The following is a 19,128-nucleotide window of genomic DNA, read 5'->3' on the forward strand; positions in this document are numbered from 1 at the left end:
TGAGGACTTCGTGAAGAGGAGGCTTAGGCCTTGCTCAGGAACTCGCGGGCGATGGTGGCCGGCTCGGCCTTCTCCGCGCCCACGTTGCGCAGGTTCATGGCCACCACGTCCTCGGTGCTGAGATCCGCGTTGAGCTCATCGAGGGCCTCCACGGCCTGCGAGTCCACGCTCTCGGCTCGGTAGATGGGCACCAGGTTCTGCGCGGGGATGAGGTTCTTCGGATCCTCCAAGCGCACCAGGTTGATCTCCTTGCCCTCGCGGTCCAGGGTGGGCGAGGTGGTGTAGACATCCGCCACGCTGGCCTGGCCCTCGAGCAGCGCGGCGATGGTCAGCGGGCCGCCGCCGTCAGAGATGGCGTTGACCTTAATGTCCTGCTTGTTGAGGCCGTAGGACTGCGCCAGGCCCCGCGGGCCGTAGGGGCGCTGGGCCAGCTCCGGGTTGGCGGCGATAGTGATTCCCTCGGCATCCTGGAGTTTCTTCAGATCCCCCAGGGTGGCCAGCTGGTACGTGCGCGCCGTCTCCTCGGTGACGTGGTAAGCGTCCTTGGACTCCGCCGGGGCCATCTTCGCCGCCTTGAGTTCCTCCGGCAGCACCGAGTTGAGGGAGGAGTAGACGGCGTCGGCATCCGCGCCCGGGGTGACCTCCGCGGAGTAGAACTGGGCCAGGTTGCCGGTGTATTCCGGCACGATGTCCACCTCGCCGGATTCCAGCGCCTTCATGTAGACCTCGCGGCTGCCGATGCCGGACTTCACCTCGACGTCGAAGCCTGCAGCCTCCAGCGTGGCTGCCCACAGCTGGCCGATGATCTCCGATTCCGGGAAGTTGGCGGTGCCGATGACGATGCTGCCTTCCTTCCCGCCGGCAGCACCGTTCTCCGCTCCCGGCTGCGCGGTGGGGTCCTCGGCGGTGCACGCACTGAGTGTCACCGCCGCGGCGGCGAGGGTGGCGAGCGAGCTGAACAGGCGGGCGCGGGAACGGCGCATAAGGGGGTCTCTTTCCGTAGGTTGCTCCCAGCGGGTCGTGCCGGGCGGATGCCCCAGTCTAGCCAGGGCGGCTAGCCCGCAGCGGCCACTCCAGGCGGGCGCACGAGCCTTTGGACCGCGGCGAAGGCGCCGTCGATGGCCAGGGCGAGCACCGCCACGAGCAGCGCGCCGACCAGCATCTGCGGGTAATCGCGCAGCGCAAGCCCGTCGATGAGGTAGCGGCCCAGGCCCGAGAGCCCGATGTAGGCCACGATGGTGGCCGTGGCGATCACCTGGACTGTGGCCGAGCGGATGCCACCCACGATCGCGGGTGCAGCCAGGGGCAGTTCCACTTTCCCGATGATCTGGGGCTCGCTGAATCCGGCGGCGCGGGCGGAGTCCACCACCGCGCGGTCCAACGCGCCCACGCCGGTGACCGTGCCGGCCAACATGGGTGGGATGGCCAGGATCGCCAGCACGATGACCGCGGGAATGACCGGCAGGCGCACGCCGAAGGAGAGCTCGAGGCTCAGCCAGGTCAAAAGCCCCAGGGAGGGCAGCGCGCGCAGGGCGCCGGCGGCGGCCACCACGGTGGATAGCCCCCGCCCGCTGTGGCCTAGGGCGATGCCCACCGGCAGGGCCACGGCCGCGGCGATGAGCACCGCCAGCGCCGAATAGCCCAGGTGCGCCGTAAGGCGCGCGCCGATGCCCTGGGGCCCGGTCCACTCGGCGGCGCTGAAGATGAAGGAGAGTGCTTCAGTAAGAAAGTGCATGGCTTAGCTCCTTGCCTTCACCCGGCGCGCCCAGGGCATGAGCAGGCGGCCGAGGATGATGAGGAGGACGTCGACAAGCAGGGCAAGAACAACGGTGCCCAGCAGCCCGGCGATGATCTCCGTGGGGAAGTTGCGCTGGAAACCCTCGGTGAACAGTGTGCCCAGGGAGTGCACGCCCACCAGGGCGCCGACGGAGATGAGCGAGATGGTCGAGGCCGCCACCACGCGCAGGCCCGCCAGGATACCCGGCCCGGCCAGGGGAAGCTCCACGGCGAGGATGCGCTGCAGCGGGGCGTAGCCCATGGCCACCGCGGAGTTGCGCACGGGCTCGGGCACGGTGTCAAAGGCATCAGCTGTGGAGCGCACCTGCAGGGCCAGGCCGTAGAGGGTCATGGCCACCAACACGTTGACCGGAGAGAGCACCGAGGTGCCCAGCACCAGCGGCAGCAGGATGAACAGCGCCAGCGAGGGGATGAGGTAGAGCACGCTGGAGGCCCCGATGAGCATCTCGCGCAGGCGGGCGTAGCGGTGGGCGGCCCAGCCCAGCGGCAGGGCCAGGAGGAAGGCCGCGAGGATAGGCGGCCAGGCCAGGTTGAGGTGCGCGAGGGCAAGCTCCGTCAGCCGTGCGCTGTTTTCTGCTATCCAGGACCACTTCACCGCGCATCACCGGCGTGGGGATTGTGGGTTGCTTCGGTGCTGGGATTGTCGGCGCTGTCTAGCAGGCCCACGACGGTGCCCTCCTCCCCCACCAGCACATCGCGCCCGGCGCGATGTTCCACGTGCAACCGCTTGGACTCCAGGCCCACGAAGTGCGCCACCTCCGGGGAGGCCGGGGCGGTGAGGAAATCCTCGGGCGCGCCGTGCTGGCGGATGTGGGCACGCTCGCCTAGCAGAATAATGTCATCGCCCAGCAGGAAGGCCTCGTCCATGTCGTGGGTGACCAGCAGGACGGTGGTGTTCATGGTGCGCTGCAGCTCGCGGACCTCGTGCTGGAGCTCGCGGCGCACCACCGGGTCCACCGCGCCGAAGGGCTCGTCCATGAGCACCAGCTGCGGGTTGGCCACGAGGCCGCGGGCCACGCCGACGCGCTGGGCTTGGCCGCCGGAGAGCTCCGCCGGGTAGCGGGAGTGCAGCTCCTCGCCCACGTGCACGCGCAGCAGCCACTGGCGTGCGGCCGCGGTGGCCTCCTGGCGGCTGGCCCCGGAGAGCCTGGCCACCGCGGCGACGTTCTCTAGTGCCGTGCAGTGCGGCAGCAGCCCGGAGTTCTGCATGACGTAGCCGATGGAGCGGCGCAGCTGGACGGGGTCGCGCTCGGTGACAGGGGTTTCCTCGATGAGCACGCGGCCCGAGCTCGGCTCCACCATGCGGTTGACCAGGCGCAGCAGCGTGGTCTTGCCGCAGCCGGAAGGCCCCACCAGGGCGGTGATGGCTCCGGGGCGCAGGGTATAAGAAAAGCCCTCGACCGCAGCCGAGGGCGAGCCCGGGTAACGCACTGTGACATCGTCGAATTCAATCATTATCCCACGATGCTACAGGCTTTGAGCGCCGGGCAGGGGCGAGGAGACTACTCGGTGGCCTTCTGCGAGCCCACGTGACTGATGCCTTCCTTCAAGATGGTACCGCGCGGCGGCATCATGCCGGTGAACTTAAACATGAGGTAAATGCCCACCGCAATCGCCAGGGAGATCCAGCCAAAGCCGGCGGTGAAGCCGTACATGACGGCCAGTGGGGCGATGATGGTCCAGCTGATCTCAAAGGGACCGAAGCCGATGTAGGCCATGCCGTACTCGGAGAGGGTGCCGGACTCCAGCTTGGGGTCGACGATCTTGAGGATGGCAATGCCGGTGGCCACGGTGGCGGTGGCCCAGCCCCAGCCAAAGATGCCGCGCTCGATCCAGCGCTCGCCAAAGAACTCCGCCGGGAACCAGAAGAGGAAGAGCGAGCAGTAGATGATGCCCAGCACGAAGAGGATGATCAGCGCCACCCAGTACTCGGCGATGGCGGCCGGGACGATGGCGGCCACACCGAAGGCGATGAGGTAATCGGTGGCCGCGCCGGAGACCGATCCCACGGCGTCCTTGTCCAGGTAGTCCTGGGCGCCGATGAGGTTCATGGCCGCGCGGATGATGAGGCCCACCACCATGGACATGGCAAAGAGCGGGATGGAGACGTTCTCCCAGACGCTGGAGATGCCCTGGGTGATGCCGTAGGCAATCATGACGGTGAGCACGATGAAGCCCACGTGCAGGGTCAGCGCCTCAATGGAGGAGGGGTTGGTGGTGGCACGGCCCAGGGAGGGGCGATCCTCCAGGCGGGAGATGTAGCCGCGGCGGACCTCCTCCGGCAGCTCGCGCGGGACGTGGGAGACCTTGCCCTTGCGAATGCCCCAGTTGCCGGCGATGACGCCGCCGACGATGGCGGCCAGGGTGCCGATGGTGGCGGAGGTGAAGCCCAGGGAGGAGGCGGCCTCGGCGCCCACGCCCTCCAGGGCGCCGCCCACGGCGGCAGCGGTGCCGAAGCCGCCGGTGAAGCCCACCGGCAGCATCATGCCAAACCAGTCCGGGGTGTTGAAGACGGGCACGAAGAAGAGCAGGCCCAGCACCACGAAGAGGCCCCACTGGCCGGTGAACATCATGGTGGAGTAGCCCCACATGTTGCGCGCGCCCTTGCCCATGTTGCCGCCGGTTTCCATGGAGTAGGCCATGGAGGCAAAGACCACGGCGATGAGCAGCGTGGTGTAGGAGCCCAGGTTATCTGAGAAGTTGATCCAGCCCAGCACGTTGGGGCCCAGCAGCAGGCCGAGCAGGCCCGCGGTGATCGGTGCGGGGAGCAGAAGGTCCTGGAAGACGAACTTCACTTGGTGGCGAAGCACGTTACCAATGACCATGAGCAGGGAAATCCAGCCCACGTCAAGCATGAGGGTGTACGCAGAGAACTCTTCCATTAATTCACAACCTTTCTGTCCACACGCATGGAAGCCACCGTGAGATGAGGCGACCCTGAGAGTGATGCCCGGGAGACGGTATGGTTCCCCAGTCTTGGGGAAGAACGTCACATAACATAACAGCCATTCACTTGGCGCTACCCCCGAAAATATTATCAGTTTCTTTACGTATTTCCGCCTTATACTGCGAGGCCGGCCACATCAGGCGCTCATCGTGAGGGCGCACCAGCAGGGGTTGGGCACCCCGTGGGCCTCACAATCCTGGGCTTTCTTGGGGTGGCGCGCGGCGGAAGTAGGATGAGACACCATGAGGGAACTGGGAGAACATCTGCGCCACTACGCCGCCGAGTACAACGCGGCGGTGCACCGGCACTTCTTTGCCACGGTGCCCCAGGCCCGCCAGGTCTTCCCCCATTCCGCGCAGAGCACCCACCCGCAGTTAGCGCCAGCCGTGGCTTGGGTGCTGGAGAATCTGGAGGAGGGCTCGCTGCCCCCGGCGGTGGCCGAGCGCCTGCGCGAGTTGGGCCTGGGCCACCGCCGCCACGGCTTCCCCGCGGAGATCTATCCGGAGTTTGCCCGCTCGTTGCTGGCCGGGCTGGAGGTCCTGGGCTTGACCACGTACCAGCACCAGATCGCCGCGCGCACCATTAAGGAGTGCTGCCGCATCATGCAGGACGCCGCCCACGCCGCTGATGTGGCAGGTCAGGCCCCGGCCTACAGCGCGCAGGTGGTGGCGGTGGAGCGCCCCAACCGGCGCACCGCAGTTATCCGCGTGGAGTCCGGCGCGCAGATTGAGTACCTGCCCGGCCAGCACTTCCAGGTGACCTCACAGCTCACCCCGGGCACGTGGCGGGAGCTCACCCCGGCTAACCCCTCCGATCCCACTGGGCAGATGGAGTTCCACCTGGCCATTACCGGCGAGGGCTCGCAGCTGCTGTCCACCGCGCAGCCCGGCGATTGGTGGACCTTGGGCACCCCGGCCGGCACCCCGCCGGCGATTACCCCCGGCACCACGCTCATCAGCTTTGGCACGGGCTGGGCCGCCGCGCGCGCCTTGCTCTTAGACCAGCTAGCCCGGGGTGCTGCGCTTGACGATGTCCACCTGGTCACCGTGGCCCCCTCCCCCGGCAAGCACTACGACACCGAAACCCAGGCCAACCTGGCGGCCCTGGCCCCGCAGCTGCGCGTGACCCAGGTGGTGCGCGAGGCGCAGGATCCCTGGCTGCTGGGCGCGCAGCCGCCCGCCGCGGGCTTTGCGCCCATCGTGGCCGAGGATCCCATGCAGCCTGTGCTGGCCGCGGGCACCCAGCGCCGCTTCGTGCTCGTCGGCCCCGCCGACCGCGTCGAGGTGGCCCGCGCATCCCTGCTGGCTGGAGGGGTGGATGCACAGACCATCACCAAGGAGAGCTGGCAGCGCGGCCACGAGTGGGCGGCGTCTGCCGCCGAGCTGGACGGCTGGGAGAACTGGGAGGCCTGGGCGGAGTGGAAGAAGTCCCAGTGGGCTGAGTAATCAGAGCCTCTCGGACTGAGTAGCTAGATCTCCAGTACCTAGCCCTCGAGCACCGGCAGGGAGGCGCGCACCTTCTCCACCGTCTCGGCGTCCACGTCGGCGTAGATGATCTCCGGCTCGTAGCCGGCCTCGGCCAAACGCGTGCCGTCTGGAGCCACGATCACCGAGTGGCCGATGCCCGTCGGCCCCGAAGGCTCGCCGGCCTTCTCGTTGCCGCCGGGGCGGGCCTGGCCGGCCGCCACGATGTAAGAGGTGGAATCCAGCGCGCGGGCGGTGCTCAGCAGCCGCCACTGCTCCAGCTTGCCCGGGCCATCCGCCCAGCTGGTGGGCACCACGATGAGCTGCGCGCCGCGGCGGGCCAGCTCCTTGAACTGCTCGGGGAAGCGGATGTCGTAGCAAATCGAAACCCCGACGCCCAGCCCGTCCACGTCGAAGGTCACCAGCTCGGAGCCGGGGCGCACGGTATCGGACTCGCGGTAGTCAAAGGCATCGTAGGTGTGGATCTTCTCGTAGCCGCTCTTGAGGCCCGGGCCGGCGATGAGCGCGGTGTTGGCCACTCTGTTGATGGTCTTGCCTTTTTTATCCACAGGGTCCGCCGGGGCGAACATGCCGGCCACCACGTACACGCCGAGCTCCTCCGCGGCGGCGTGGATGGCCGTGGCGAAGGCGCCGTCGAGTTCCTGGGCCTGGGTGTCCAGGCGCCCGGAGCGGAAGTTTTGCGAGGTCGCCTCGGGTAACACGATGAGCCGCGCGCCGGCGGCTGCGGCCTCGCGAATGAGCTCGAGTGCGTGGGCGAGGTTCTCCTCGATGTCCCCGGAGCTGGCAAACTGGACAGCTGCTACTTTCATGCGGCCCACCGTAATGCAGTGCACGGAAGTTATCCACAGTTTCGGCCAATCCGGGAAAGTCACCCTAGCGCGCCCGCGGGTGCTCCCCGCAGACTCAGGGCATGACTGAATTCTTTACTCAACCCTCAACCGCTACCTCATCCGTCACCTCATCCGATCACGTTCTGGAGTTCTCGCCGCACCTGCCCGCCCAGCTCGACGAGCTCCTCCGCCGCCCCGGCCCGCTCGCGGCCCACCCCGGGCTCAGCAGCGCCCCCGCGGGTTCCTCCCGCACCGCCGCCGCCCTGGCGCGGCTGCAGGAGACCTGGTTCAAGGCCTGTATCGAATCATCCCGCAGCGAGCAGGAGCAGCTGCGCTCCATGCGCCAGTTTGTGGGTGCCGCCCATACTCACGATTCCCAACTGGCCCACTCCCTGACTCCCTCCGGGCGGGTTCCGCGATGAGGGCCATGCAGATCTATCAGCAGGCCTCCGCGCTCTATTCTTTGAGCTCTCACCTGCGCGGTTTCATCGATGACTCACTCCACCATTGGCAGGGCCTAGAATTCTTCGGCGGCGCGGGCGAGGCCGCACGGACCGCGCTGAGCCGCACCACCGCCCTGCTGGAATCCCCCGCCGCGCAGATGCGCGCGGCGGCCGCGGTACTCGCCGCCTACGCCCCACTGCAGGAGCGGATCGAGCACCTCATCGCCGCCCTGCAGGCCACCGAGGGCACGCCCGCCGCGCGCCAGGCCAGCCACGCGCTCAACGCCCTCGACGCTCTTGGCAACTCCCTCGATTGGGCCTGCGCCCGCCAGCTCGAGGCCCTGTGCACCCCGGAGATGGCCACCCCGCCAGAGCGCCTGGAGGATTTCAGCGCCCTCAGCCTTCCCGAGTTGCACCAGGTGCAGCTGTCCACCGCGCCCGCCGAGGTGCAGCGCCTGGCCGAGGAGAATCCCGACCTCACCCTGTTGGAGGTCAGCCCCGGCCGGCTGGTGGCGCTGGTGGATCCGCAGCACCTGGGCACGCAGGCCGCACAGGTCACCACCTTTGTGGGCGGGGTGGGTTCGGCCCATCCCTCTTCCTGGCCCACCGGCATCGAGCGGGCGCGCGCCGCGGCCCTGGCCACCGGCGGCCCGGCCGTGGCGTGGATGGGCTACGGCGCCCCGGAAAGCCTCGCGCGCGCCACCCACGAAAGGCCCGCCGAGCAGGGCGCCGCGGAGCTGCGCCGCTTCCAACGTGCGCTGGGCCAGCGCTTTCCCGGCTCGCAGCGCATCGTGGTGGGCTACTCCTATGGTTCGGTGGTCGTCGGCAAGGCAGCCCGTGGCACCGTGATCGGCGATGACGTTGTCTTCGTGGGCAGCCCCGGCACTTCCGCACGCAGCGCCGCGGAGATCCCCGGCCGGGTGTGGGCGGCCACCAACGACGGCGACGCCATATCTTTAAGCACCGGCGCGCACGGCGGCGTGCACGGGCCGGATCCCACCCAGCCCGAGTTCGGGGCGCAGCCCGTTCCTGGCGCGGACGGCCTGCCGGGAAACCACAACAGCTATTGGAAGGACCCCGCGTTCCTGCGGGGCCTGGGGAGGATCGCGGCGCTACACTAGCGGCTTCGGCCACCCCAGGACCCCAGCCTGCCCCAGCAGGCCCCCACAAGTCTGTACCTGGAAGTCTGAACCTGGATGGCTGAACCTCGACGTCGCCAAGCTCAGCGTCGCAGCCGGCGAAAGACGCGACCACGGGGTTCAGCCTTCCAGGTTCAGCCTCTTGTTTTTCGGGAGGCTGTGTTTTTAGGGAGACAGCAGCGCCCGCGTGAACGCAAAAGTCTAGCCCTGGAAGGCGAGACCTCAAGGTCGCGCTTGGCCAGGCCGCGGGCTTCGCACTTGGCGAGGTCGAGGTCTGTACTTCCAGGGCTAGATTTCTAGCGAGCGGGCTCGGGGCAGCGGATGTTAGAACAGGCCCGCGTGCTCCTCGGAGTAGGACACCAGCATGTTCTTGGTCTCCTGGTAGTGGCTGAGCATCATGAGGTGGTTCTCGCGGCCGATGCCGGACTCCTTGTAGCCGCCGAAGGCGGAGTGCGCCGGGTAGGTGTGATAGTGGTTCACCCACACGCGGCCGGCCTGAATCTCGCGGCCGGCGCGGTAGCAGGTGTTCTGGTGGCGCGACCACACGCCGGCGCCCAGGCCAAAGTTGGTGTCGTTGGCAATCTGGATGGCCTCGTCAAAGTCCTTGAACGTGGCCACCGAGAGCACCGGGCCGAAGATCTCCTCGCGGAAGATGCGCATGGTGTTGTCACCCTTGAACACGGTGGGCTCAATGTAGTAGCCGTTCTCCAGGCCCTCGACCTGGTTGACGTGCCCGCCCACCAGGGTCTCCGCGCCCTCCTCGGGCCCAATCTTGAGGTACTCGGTGATTTTATCCATCTGCTCCTGGGAGGCCTGCGCGCCCATCATGGTCTCGGTATCGAGCGGATGGCCAATCTTGATCTTCTTCACGCGCTCGATGGCCAGCTCCAGGAACTTGTCCGCAATATCCTCGTGAATGAGCGCGCGGGAGGGGCAGGTGCACACCTCGCCCTGGTTGAGCGCGAACATCACGAAGCCCTCCACGCACTTCTCCAGGTAGGCGTCATCCTCATCCATGATGTCCTTGAAGAAGATGGACGGGGACTTGCCGCCCAGCTCCAGGGTGACGGGGATGACCTTGTCGGCGGCGGCCTTGTTGATGATCTTGCCCACCGGGGTGGAGCCGGTAAAGGCGATCTTGGCAATGCGGTCCGAGTTGGACAGCGCCACGCCGGCCTCCTCGCCCACGCCATTGACGATGTTGAGCACGCCCTTGGGCAGCAGATCCTCGATGAGCTCGATGAGCAGGAGGATGGAGGCCGGGGTCTGCTCCGCTGGCTTCATGACGATGGTGTTGCCCGCGGCCAGCGCCGGCGCGATCTTCCAGGAAGCCATGAGCAGCGGGAAGTTCCATGGGATGATCTGGCCCACCACGCCGAGTGGCTCGTGGAAATGGTAGGCCACGGTGTCCTGATCGATTTGGGAGAGGCGGCCCTCCTGGGCGCGGATGGCGCCGGCGAAGTAGCGGAAGTGGTCCACGGCCAGCGGGATGTCCGCCGCCAGGGTCTCGCGCACGGCCTTGCCGTTCTCCCAGGTCTCAGCAACCGCGATCTTCTCCAGGTTCTCCTCGATGCGGTCCGCGATGCGGTGCAGGAGCAGCGCACGCTCGGCCGGGGTGGTCTTGCTGAAGGACTTGAAGGCCTCCTCGGCGGCGTCGATAGCCAGGTTGATGTCCGCCTCCTTGCCCCGGGCGACCTGGCAGAAGACCTCGCCGGTGACCGGGGTGATGTTGTCCATGTACTCGCCATCCACCGGCGCGACCCACTCGCCGCCGATGTAATTTTCGTAGCGCTCGCGGTAGTTGACAATTGCCTCCGGGGTACCTGGTTCTGCGTAGCGGGTCATGCTCACACCTTTCTTGTGCGTGTACGGATTATCAGCTGCGCGCACCACGCCTGAGCCACAGTTCTGGCTCACAGTTCCGGCTCCAACGTGGCCTGAGCCACAGCATTGGCCGCAAGTCTATCGCACACTTTGCACCAGCGGTACTTCATCTTCACAAAGCTTTTCAGCTCCCCGCGCGCCGCCCCCTTCGCGGCCCGCGCAACGCCAGCACAACGCCAGAAAGCCCTGGCCAGCCACACAAGCTAGCCAGGGCTTCAGAAGGAACGATGGGGCACTACCCGCGCCTGTTGCGTCGCGGCGTCCACATCACCACGGACGTCGAGCGCGGCACGTGCACGAGCTCACCGCGCGGCGGGCGTTGCTCGGCCTCCTCGCGCAGGCGGGCGACCTCCTCGAGGAGGGCGTCGCGCTCCGCGGCGAGCTGATCGCGCTCCTCCGTGAGCTCGATGATGGATTTGATGCCGGCCAGGTTCACGCCGTCGTCCTGCGAAAGAGTTTGGATCTTGCGCAGCAGCTCGATGTCGCGGTCGGAGTAGCGGCGCCCGCCTCCCTGCGTGCGTGCGGGGGAGACCAGCCCCATGCGGTCATAGGTGCGCAGGGTCTGTGCGTGCATGCCGGAGAGCTCCGCAGCCACCGAGATGACGTACACGGCCGGCGAGTCTTTCGATGCAGCGTTCATGACTTCGCCTCCTTTACACACCCGTCGTGTCGCCGGCCCAGCCCGCGCGGGGGTTGAAGCCGGACTCCTTTTCCGCCTGGGCGTAGGTGCGCAGCGCCGAGCTGGCCGCCGCGTCCAGGGTGGAAGGGACCTTGACCTGCACGGTGACCATGAGGTCGCCGGACTTTCCGCCACGCTTGGCGATGCCCCTGCCCTTCACCCGCAGCGTCCGCCCATCGGGCGTGCCGGCCGGGACCTTGAGGCGCACCGGGGAATCCAGCGTGGGCACGGTGATGGTATCGCCCAGCGCCAGCTCCGCAAAGGAGACCGGCACGGTCACGTGGAGGTCATCGCCCTCGCGGCTAAAGACCTTGTCCGGCTTCACCTTGACGGTCACGAAGAGATCACCCGAGGGCGTGCCGTTGGGGCCCGCCTCGCCCTGGCCGGCCAGGCGGACTTTCTGCCCGTCGATGACTCCGGCCGGGATGCGCACGGTGATCGAGCGGGTGCGGTGCACGGTGCCGGTGCCCCGGCAGTCCTTGCAGGGATCCTCCACGCGCTGGCCGGTGCCGTCGCAGTCGGTGCACGGCGCGGAAAAGCCAAAAGCCCCGCGGTTCTCGGAGGTAAATCCGGTGCCCTTGCACGTCGAGCACTGCTTCAAGGTTCCGGAGGAAGACCCGGAGCCGTGGCAGGTAGTGCAGGGTGCCTCGCCGCTGAGCTGCAGTGGGATGGTGGTTCCCTTGGCGGCCTCGCGGAAGTCGAGGGTTATTTCCGTTTCGACGTCGGCCCCCCGCGACGGCCTAGCTGCGTGGCTAGCACCACCGCCGCGGTTGAAAACGCTACCGAAGATATCCCCAAAACCGCCGCCTTGAGACGATCCTCCAGTGGCGCGTCCGAAGAGGTCCGAGATGTCGAATTCTTGCGCCCCGTGACCCATGTGCGTAGATCGAAACCCGCCGGGAAAGCCGGCGCCTCCCATCCGTCCAAACCCACCGCCGCTGCGCAGCATGGCCTTGAACTGGTCGTATTCCTTGCGCTCGGAGGCGTCGGACAGCACGTCGTAGGCCTCGGCCACCTTCTTGAAGCGTTCGGCGGCGGCCGGGTTATCGGGGTTGGTATCGGGATGGTTTTCGCGCGCAAGCTTGCGGTAGGCGCGCTTGATCTCGTCGGCGGAAGCGGATGAGGAGACCCCCAGATCCGCATAGTAATCCTTGTCTGCCCATTCGGGTTTAGCGCTCACTGGGCATCTCCTCCTTTCAGGAGTGTGTTAGGTGCGTGTTCTAAAAAGTGTTGTCTGTTTGTTGTCTAACTAAAAGCTAAAGAGTGTGGCGCCAAGGACGAGACCCTGGCGCCACGGCGGTGCTTATTCCTCGCTGCTATCTTCAGCGTCCGAACCCGAATCCTCGGACGGGTCGGAAATAATCACCATGGCGGTGCGCACCACGCGCTCGCCTACCTTGTAGCCGCGGCGCAGCACGGTGCCGAGCACCTGCTCACCGCCGGAGGACAAGTCCTGCACGGCCTCGTGGATTTCGGGGTCGAAGGCATCGCCTTCCTCACCGAAAGCCTCAAGCTTGTGCTTGCTCAGCACGCCGGAGAGCTTATCTGCAATCGCCTTGAGCGGGCCGGACTCGAGGTCGCCGTGCTGGCGGGCGAGCTCCAGGTCATCAAGGATAGGCAGGAACTCTGCCAGGACCTTGGCCTTGGTCATCTCGGCCGCGGCGGCACGCTCACGCTCGGTGCGGCGGCGGTAGTTGGTGTACTCCGCGTTGAGGCGCTGCAGATCCTCGGTGCGCTCAGCCAGCTGAGCCTCCAGGGAGTCGGCGTCGGCGGCAGCGGCTTCGTCACCGGCCTCCGGTGCGGCGTCGGTAGCGTCGGCGTCGGCGTCGGTGACAGCCTCGGCGTCGATGCCGGAGAGCGCCTCCTCCAGGTCCTCCTCAAGAGTGGGATCCAGCTCCTGGGCGGCCTGCGCCTCCTCCGCGGCGGCCTCGGCGGAGTTTGCCGTGGTGGCCTCGGGGTCAGTGTTGTCCGGGTTTCCCGGATCCTGAGGGGATGTCATCTCTTACTTCTCCTTGTTCTCGCCGTTGTCATCCTCATCGACTACCTCGGCGTCAACAACGTTCGGATCCTCGGTGGTGGTGGCACCCTCGGCGCCAGCAGCACCAGCCTCAGCGGCCTGAGCCTCGTAGATCTGCTTGCCCATCTCCTGGGAGACGGTGCCCAGCTTCTCGACGGCCGACTTAATCGCCTCGATGTCCTCACCCTTGAGGGCCTCATCGACTGCGTCCGCAGCCTCGGTGACCTGGGTCTTGACGTCCTCGGAGACCTTGTCGGAGTTCTCATCCAGGAACTTGCGGGTCTGGTAGGAGGTGGACTCAGCCTGGTTGCGCAGCTCCTGCTCCTCGCGGCGCTTCTTGTCCTCCTCGGCGTGCTGCTCGGCGTCCTTGATCATGCGGTCGATCTCCTCCTGGGACAGGCCGGAACCATCCTGAATCTTGATGGTGTTCTCCTTGCCGGTGCCCTTGTCCTTAGCGGAGACAGACACGATGCCGTTGGCGTCAATGTCGAAGGTGACCTCAATCTGCGGAACGCCGCGCGGTGCCGGGGCGATGCCGCCGAGCTCGAAGGAGCCGAGCAGCTTGTTGGCGGAAGCCATCTCGCGCTCGCCCTGGAAGACCTGAATCTGGACGGAGGGCTGGTTGTCATCCGCGGTGGTGAAGGTCTCGGACTTCTTGGTCGGGATGGTGGTGTTGCGCTCGATGAGCTTGGTCATCACGCCGCCCTTGGTCTCGATACCGAGGGAGAGCGGGGTGACGTCGAGCAGCAGCACGTCCTTGACCTCGCCGCGCAGAACGCCAGCCTGCAGGGCGGCGCCGACGGCGACGACCTCGTCCGGGTTCACGCCCTTGTTCGGCTTCTTGCCGGTGAGCTCCTGAACCAGGTCGGAGACGGCCGGCATACGGGTGGAGCCACCCACCAGGACGACGTGGTTGATGTCGGACAGGGACATGCCGGCATCCTTGATGACCTGGTTGAACGGGGTCTTGGTGCGGTCCAGCAGGTCCTGGGTGGTCTTCTGGAACTCGGTGCGGGAGAGGGTCTCATCCAGGAAGAGCGGGTTCTTCTCGGCGTCCACCGTGATGTACGGCAGGTTGATGTTGGCGGACTGGGAGGAGGACAGCTCAATCTTGGCCTTCTCGGCGGCCTCACGCAGACGCTGCAGGGCCATCTTGTCCTTGGTCAGGTCGATGCCGTTGGCGGACTTGAACTTCTCCACCAGCCAGTCGACGATGCGCTGATCCCAATCGTCACCGCCGAGCTGGTTATCGCCGGCGGTAGCAAGAACCTCCACGACGCCGTCGCCGATCTCCAGCAGGGAGACGTCGAAGGTGCCGCCACCGAGGTCGAAGACCAGGATGGTCTGCTCCTGCTCGCCCTTCTCCAGGCCGTAGGCCAGGGCGGCGGCGGTCGGCTCGTTAACGATGCGCAGGACGTTAAGGCCTGCGATCTGGCCGGCCTCCTTGGTGGCCTGACGCTGGGAGTCCTCGAAGTAAGCCGGGACGGTAATGACGGCGTCGGTAACCTCGTCTCCGAGGTAGGCCTCCGCGTCGCGCTTCAGCTTCATGAGCGTGCGTGCGGAAATCTCCTGCGGGGTGTACTTCTTATCGTCGATGTCGATGGTCCAGTCGGTGCCGATGTGGCGCTTGACGGAGCGAACCGTACGGTCAACGTTGGTGACCGCCTGGTTCTTCGCGGACTGGCCGACGAGGATTTCGCCGTTCTTGGCAAAGGCCACGACCGACGGGGTGGTGCGGGAGCCCTCGGAGTTGGCGATGACTACCGGCTCGCCGCCTTCGAGAACAGAAACACAAGAGTTGGTGGTACCAAGGTCAATACCTACTGCGCGTCCCATAATGATTACTCCTTCTACTTTAGGGTTTGTCTTTGAAGTTGATTGTCCGTGACTCAACTTCTGCCACGGTTCACAGCCACCCTAACAGAAGTCCCACTCTCAGTCACACAAACCTGAGTGGATGTCACTCAACCTCTATAACGGGACTGCTTCCAAAGTTGTTCCCGATCGGCTCAACTTTTTTCCAAAACTTTCCTCCCGGACCTTCTACCAGCGCAAACACCCAGCGAGCACAAAACGAGAAAACCCCGAGGCGTCACGGCGCCGCCTCGAGGTCTCAAAGATGTGCAGTTTTAGCGGCGGAACTGCGCCAGCAGCTGGTCCACCACTGGACGCAGACCAAAGCCGATGCCAATGAGCGAGATGATCAGCGCCACCAGGCCGCCGATGCCCAGACCGGCGAGCTGCTTGGTGGTCAGGGAGCTGCCGTCGGGCACGGAGCTGGTCTTATCCTCGCCCTTAGCGCAGGCGCTGAAGGCGGTGGAGTAGCCCACGATCGGCGCGGCGAACTCGGGGGCGCGATCCTTGAGTGCGTTGAGGAAGGCGTCGCGGATCTGAATGACGTCGCCACCCAAGAGGAGGCCGCCAATTGCCCCACCCACGGCGGAGCCAAAGTCCACGCCGTAGAGCGGGCTGCCCTTCTCGTTGGCCTCGCGGCGGGACATTTCGATGGGCTCCTCGCCCACCACCGGCTTCTTAGAGGCGTTAAGGTAGGCCACCATCTGCCAGTACTTAGCCTTCTCCGGGCCGAGGGCCAGGCGGGTCTGCGCATCGCTGACGCTCTTGCCGTCAATCGTCTTGCCAATGGCCAGGTCAGAAGCACTCTTCACGGTGTCCTGGATGGCGTAGTCCCAGACTAGCTTGGCGTCCTCCTGCGCGTTCTCCTTCTCAAAGGAATCGCGGGCGTTCTGCGCCACGTACACGAACATCTTCGTGTAGGCGCCGTTGATGCGGGCCTGGTCAGTATCGGAGAAGGTGATGGTGCACTGATCGGTCTCAGCATCAACGTCAACCTCGTAGGCGCTGGCCTGCGGGGCGGGGACTGCGGAAACCGCAGAGAAGGAAACGGCAGCGGCAACCAGCGGCGCCACCAGGCGGTGTCGGCTCACGACGATCCTTTCGGGACACAAAAGTAAGAAAACGATGCGGTAACTCTAACCCAACACTCAGAAAAGATGGGCGCTCGCCGTTGTTTTTATGAGCAGCGTCACAGCCTAGGCCCGAAAGGACGGCTCACGTTAGTCCAGCGGCACGATGACCCACTGCCCGTTCACCTTGGCCACCTCGGCGTCGAGGCCGTAGAGATCCTTGATGAGCCGCGGGGTGATGACCGCCTGGGGCTCGCCCGCCGCGTAGATCCGCCCGGCATCCATGGCCACCACGTAGTCGGCGTAGCGCAGGACGTGGGCGAGATCGTGGATGACCGCCACGAGGGTCTTGCGACCCACCAGCCCTCGCATGAGCTTCATGAAGGAGTGCTGGTAGCCGATGTCCAGCGCGCTCGTGGGCTCATCGAGCAGCAGCACCGGGGTGTCCTGCGCCAGGGCCATGGCCAGCCACACGCGCTGGCGCTGCCCGCCGGAGAGCGAGGCCACCTCGGCGCCGGCGAGCTGGTCCACGCCCACCGTGCGCAACGCCTCAGCCACCACGCGCTCGTCCTCGCGGCTGCGCCAGCCCATAAAACCCTGGTGGGCAAAGCGCCCGCGGGAGACCAGGCCCTCCACGCTAATGCCCTCCGGGGCCGTGGCCTGCTGGGACATCACAGCCAGGCGCTGCGCGTAGCGACGCCGCGAGAGCGTCGAGGCATCCTCCTCGCCCACCATCACCGTGCCGGAGCGCGGCGGCTCCACCCAGGACAAGGCGCGCACCAGCGTGGACTTGCCGCAGCCGTTGGGCCCGATGATGGCGGAGAACTGACCGGCCGGGAAGTCCACGTCCACGTTGTCCACGATGAGCGGGGCGGTGCGCCCGTAAGACACGCTCAGCCCCCGGGCGCGCAGGCCCGGCGGGCGCTGTTCTTCGTTTCTCATTTATTGTCCTTTCACCCGGTTCGCGCGCGATTGCCAGAGCAGGAGCCCCACCAGGTAGAGGCCACCGGCACACACGCTGATCAACCCGGCGGGCAACGTAATCGGTTCAAAGAGGCGCTGGCCGGCGGTATCCGCCACGAGCAGGAAGAGAGCGCCGATGACGCCCGAGAGCCACAGCGGGGTGCGCGAGGCCCCGCCCAGCAGACGGGCCATGTGCGGGGCGGCCAGCGCGATGAAGGAAATGGGGCCTACCAGGGCCGTCGACAAAGCGATGAGCACGGTGCCTACCGCCACCATGACGGTGCGGGCCAGGCCGACGTTAAGGCCGAGGGCGGCGGCGGGGGCGTCTCCAAGCACGAGCACATCGCACCAGCGGCGCAGCAGCAGGCCAGCGGCCAGGGCCACGAGCGCCACGGCCCCCAGCGGGATGACCTGCGCCCAGGACAGCCCGGAGAGCGTGCCGGCCGCCCAGGTGGCCGCGCCGAGGGATTGCTCGAGCTCACCGGTGAGGATGAGCCACTTGTTCACCGCAGAGAGGAAGAAGGTCACGCCGATGCCCACCACGATGAGCCGCGGCCCGCTCAGCGTCCCGGCAAAGGCCAGCGCCATGATGACGCAGGCAGTCACCGCGCCCCCGGCCAGGGCACCGAGCGCGATGTTGGGCGCGGAGCTAAAGCCCGCCAGCGAGACCACGATGACGCCGGTGTAGGCCCCGGTGTTGAAGCCGATGATGTCCGGCGAGCCCAGCGGGTTGTGCGTGAGCACCTGGAAGATAGCGCCCGAGACCCCCAGGCACAGGCCCACGAGCAACGCGGCCACCACCCGCGGCGCGCGCCACTGCCACAGCACCGTGGCGGCGAAGTCGGCGCTGGCGGGGTGCTGGGCGGCGCTAAGAAGCTGGGCGGTGCTCTGCCCCGCGCCCGGCGCGAAAAGGGCGTAGAGCGCCACGGCCAGCACGAGCAGGCCCACGCCCGCGGCCTTGAGGATGCGCGGAGTCATCAGCTCAGCCCTCATCAGCCCAGCCTCCTTCCGGCGCGGTGAGACAAGAAAATGAGCACGGGTGCGCCGATGAGCGCCACGGTGACCCCGGCGGGCAGCTCGGCGGCGGTGAGGAAGCGGCCCACGATGTCCGCGCCCAGCAGGAAGAGCGGTCCGAGCACCGCGCAGGCTATCAGCTGTGCGCGCTCCTCGTAGATGCCGCACAAGCGCACGATGTGCGGGATGATAAGTCCCACGAAGACGATGACCCCGGCCGCGGCGGTGGCGGTGGCCGCCAGCACCGTGACCGCGGCGATGAGCCCCAGGCGGGTGGCGCGCAGGTTGACGCCGAGGCTGGCGGCGGCGTCCTCCCCCAGCGCGAGCGCCGGCAGGTGGCGGGCAAAGAGCACGAGCAGTGCCACGCCCGCCGCCAGGCCGCAGGCGGTGATGAGCACCGGCGGCCAGGAGGCCACGTCCACGGAGCCGGTCACCCAGGCGCGGATGCGGGCAAAGGTGTGCGGATCCAGCAGGGTGAGCGCGGAGGAAATACCCTCGCAGACCGCGCCGATGGCCACGCCGGCCAGGATGAGGCGGAGCGGATCGACATCGCCCACGCTGGTGCGGCCCAGGCTGGTCACCAGCGCCATGGTCACCCCCGCGCCCACGATGGCGGCCACCGAGAAGGCCACAGGCGAGTTCCAGCCCAGAAAGCCCAGGGCGAGTGCGGCAGCCAGGCTGGCGCCGACGTTAATGCCAAAGATGCCAGTATCGGCCAACGGGTTGCGGGTCATGATCTGCAGGACCGCGCCGGCCAGCGCCAGGGCGGAGCCCGCGCACACGGCCACCAGGGTGCGCGGCAAGCGGCGCTCCCAGATGATCGAGGATGCCACACCCGGCTCACCGCGCACGCCAGTCAGCAGCTCCTCCCAGCCCATGGAGCGCGCGCCCAGCGCCAGGGAGGCCACGGCCAGCGCGCCCAGGGCCACCAGGCCAAGCACGCAGACCAGCGCCACCCGGCCGCGCCCGCGGCGCCGGGGGCTGGTGTTGCGATCCTTAACCTTCAT

Annotated in this window: 18 protein-coding genes; 3 read left to right on the top strand and 15 right to left on the bottom strand. The window is 67.0% G+C overall.

What is annotated here, in order from left to right; translation table 11 throughout:
• Positions 1–23 precede the first annotated feature (23 nt).
• The 5 genes from Q4E25_RS08930 to Q4E25_RS08950 form a co-directional block, all read right to left on the bottom strand.
• Positions 24–983, bottom strand: a complete 960-nt coding sequence (locus Q4E25_RS08930; protein ID WP_303156436.1) for an ABC transporter substrate-binding protein — start codon at positions 981–983, stop codon at positions 24–26.
• Positions 984–1,054: 71 nt separating this feature from the next.
• On the bottom strand, positions 1,055–1,735 hold the full coding sequence (locus Q4E25_RS08935; RefSeq protein WP_303156437.1) for an ABC transporter permease: 681 nt from the start codon (positions 1,733–1,735) through the stop codon (positions 1,055–1,057).
• Positions 1,736–1,738: 3 nt separating this feature from the next.
• Positions 1,739–2,392, bottom strand: a complete 654-nt coding sequence (locus tag Q4E25_RS08940; RefSeq protein ID WP_303156438.1) for an ABC transporter permease — start codon at positions 2,390–2,392, stop codon at positions 1,739–1,741.
• Positions 2,389–3,252 carry an ATP-binding cassette domain-containing protein gene (locus Q4E25_RS08945; RefSeq protein ID WP_303156439.1) on the bottom strand — a complete coding sequence of 288 codons (864 nt, stop codon included), beginning with the start codon at positions 3,250–3,252 and terminating at the stop codon, positions 2,389–2,391. Before Q4E25_RS08945 ends, Q4E25_RS08940 begins: the two co-directional genes overlap by 4 nt.
• Positions 3,253–3,299: 47 nt before the next feature.
• Positions 3,300–4,679: a sodium/glutamate symporter gene (locus tag Q4E25_RS08950; RefSeq protein ID WP_303156440.1), complete on the bottom strand. Its 1,380-nt coding sequence runs from the start codon at positions 4,677–4,679 to the stop codon at positions 3,300–3,302.
• Between the two features lie 307 nt (positions 4,680–4,986).
• On the opposite strand from Q4E25_RS08950, the gene Q4E25_RS08955 reads away from it, so the two are divergent.
• A complete protein-coding gene (locus Q4E25_RS08955) occupies positions 4,987–6,189 on the top strand; it encodes an FAD-binding oxidoreductase (RefSeq protein ID WP_303156441.1) in 1,203 nt (400 codons plus the stop codon).
• 38 nt (positions 6,190–6,227) lie between these two features.
• On the opposite strand, the gene Q4E25_RS08960 is transcribed toward Q4E25_RS08955, so the two are convergent.
• Positions 6,228–7,037 carry a carbon-nitrogen hydrolase family protein gene (locus Q4E25_RS08960; RefSeq protein WP_303156442.1) on the bottom strand — a complete coding sequence of 270 codons (810 nt, stop codon included), beginning with the start codon at positions 7,035–7,037 and terminating at the stop codon, positions 6,228–6,230.
• Between the two features lie 101 nt (positions 7,038–7,138).
• On the opposite strand from Q4E25_RS08960, the gene Q4E25_RS08965 reads away from it, so the two are divergent.
• Complete coding sequence (locus Q4E25_RS08965; protein WP_303156443.1) at positions 7,139–7,480, top strand: hypothetical protein; 342 nt, start codon at positions 7,139–7,141, stop codon at positions 7,478–7,480.
• A gap of 5 nt (positions 7,481–7,485) precedes the next feature.
• The gene (locus Q4E25_RS08970) at positions 7,486–8,622 is read left to right on the top strand and encodes an alpha/beta hydrolase (RefSeq protein ID WP_303156444.1); all 1,137 of its coding nucleotides are present in this window, start codon (positions 7,486–7,488) and stop codon (positions 8,620–8,622) included.
• A 342-nt stretch (positions 8,623–8,964) separates the two neighbouring features.
• On the opposite strand, the gene Q4E25_RS08975 is transcribed toward Q4E25_RS08970, so the two are convergent.
• The 9 genes from Q4E25_RS08975 to Q4E25_RS09015 form a co-directional block, all read right to left on the bottom strand.
• Positions 8,965–10,485 (bottom strand): aldehyde dehydrogenase family protein, encoded by a 1,521-nt coding sequence (locus tag Q4E25_RS08975; protein WP_303156445.1) that lies wholly within the window; start codon positions 10,483–10,485, stop codon positions 8,965–8,967.
• A 274-nt stretch (positions 10,486–10,759) separates the two neighbouring features.
• Positions 10,760–11,164 carry a heat shock protein transcriptional repressor HspR gene (locus tag Q4E25_RS08980; protein WP_303156446.1) on the bottom strand — a complete coding sequence of 135 codons (405 nt, stop codon included), beginning with the start codon at positions 11,162–11,164 and terminating at the stop codon, positions 10,760–10,762.
• Positions 11,165–11,177: 13 nt separating this feature from the next.
• Complete coding sequence (gene dnaJ, locus Q4E25_RS08985) at positions 11,178–12,383, bottom strand: molecular chaperone DnaJ (RefSeq protein WP_303156447.1); 1,206 nt, start codon at positions 12,381–12,383, stop codon at positions 11,178–11,180.
• Between the two features lie 123 nt (positions 12,384–12,506).
• Positions 12,507–13,202 carry a nucleotide exchange factor GrpE gene (gene grpE, locus Q4E25_RS08990; RefSeq protein WP_303156448.1) on the bottom strand — a complete coding sequence of 232 codons (696 nt, stop codon included), beginning with the start codon at positions 13,200–13,202 and terminating at the stop codon, positions 12,507–12,509.
• Positions 13,203–13,205: 3 nt separating this feature from the next.
• Positions 13,206–15,056 (bottom strand): molecular chaperone DnaK, encoded by a 1,851-nt coding sequence (gene dnaK / locus Q4E25_RS08995; RefSeq protein ID WP_303156449.1) that lies wholly within the window; start codon positions 15,054–15,056, stop codon positions 13,206–13,208.
• Between the two features lie 293 nt (positions 15,057–15,349).
• The gene (locus tag Q4E25_RS09000; RefSeq protein WP_303156450.1) at positions 15,350–16,165 is read right to left on the bottom strand and encodes a hypothetical protein; all 816 of its coding nucleotides are present in this window, start codon (positions 16,163–16,165) and stop codon (positions 15,350–15,352) included.
• 129 nt (positions 16,166–16,294) lie between these two features.
• Positions 16,295–17,086, bottom strand: coding sequence for an ABC transporter ATP-binding protein (locus tag Q4E25_RS09005; protein ID WP_303156451.1), 792 nt, complete (start codon positions 17,084–17,086; stop codon positions 16,295–16,297).
• Positions 17,087–18,100 (bottom strand): iron chelate uptake ABC transporter family permease subunit, encoded by a 1,014-nt coding sequence (locus tag Q4E25_RS09010; protein ID WP_303156452.1) that lies wholly within the window; start codon positions 18,098–18,100, stop codon positions 17,087–17,089. It abuts the gene before it with no gap.
• Entirely contained in the window at positions 18,100–19,128 is a 1,029-nt protein-coding gene (locus Q4E25_RS09015) for an iron ABC transporter permease (RefSeq protein WP_303156453.1), read from the bottom strand. The genes Q4E25_RS09010 and Q4E25_RS09015 overlap by 1 nt, the downstream gene beginning before the upstream one ends.

Source organism: Corynebacterium sp. (genome assembly GCF_030532325.1).
Taxonomy (GTDB): Bacteria; Actinomycetota; Actinomycetes; order Mycobacteriales; family Mycobacteriaceae; genus Corynebacterium.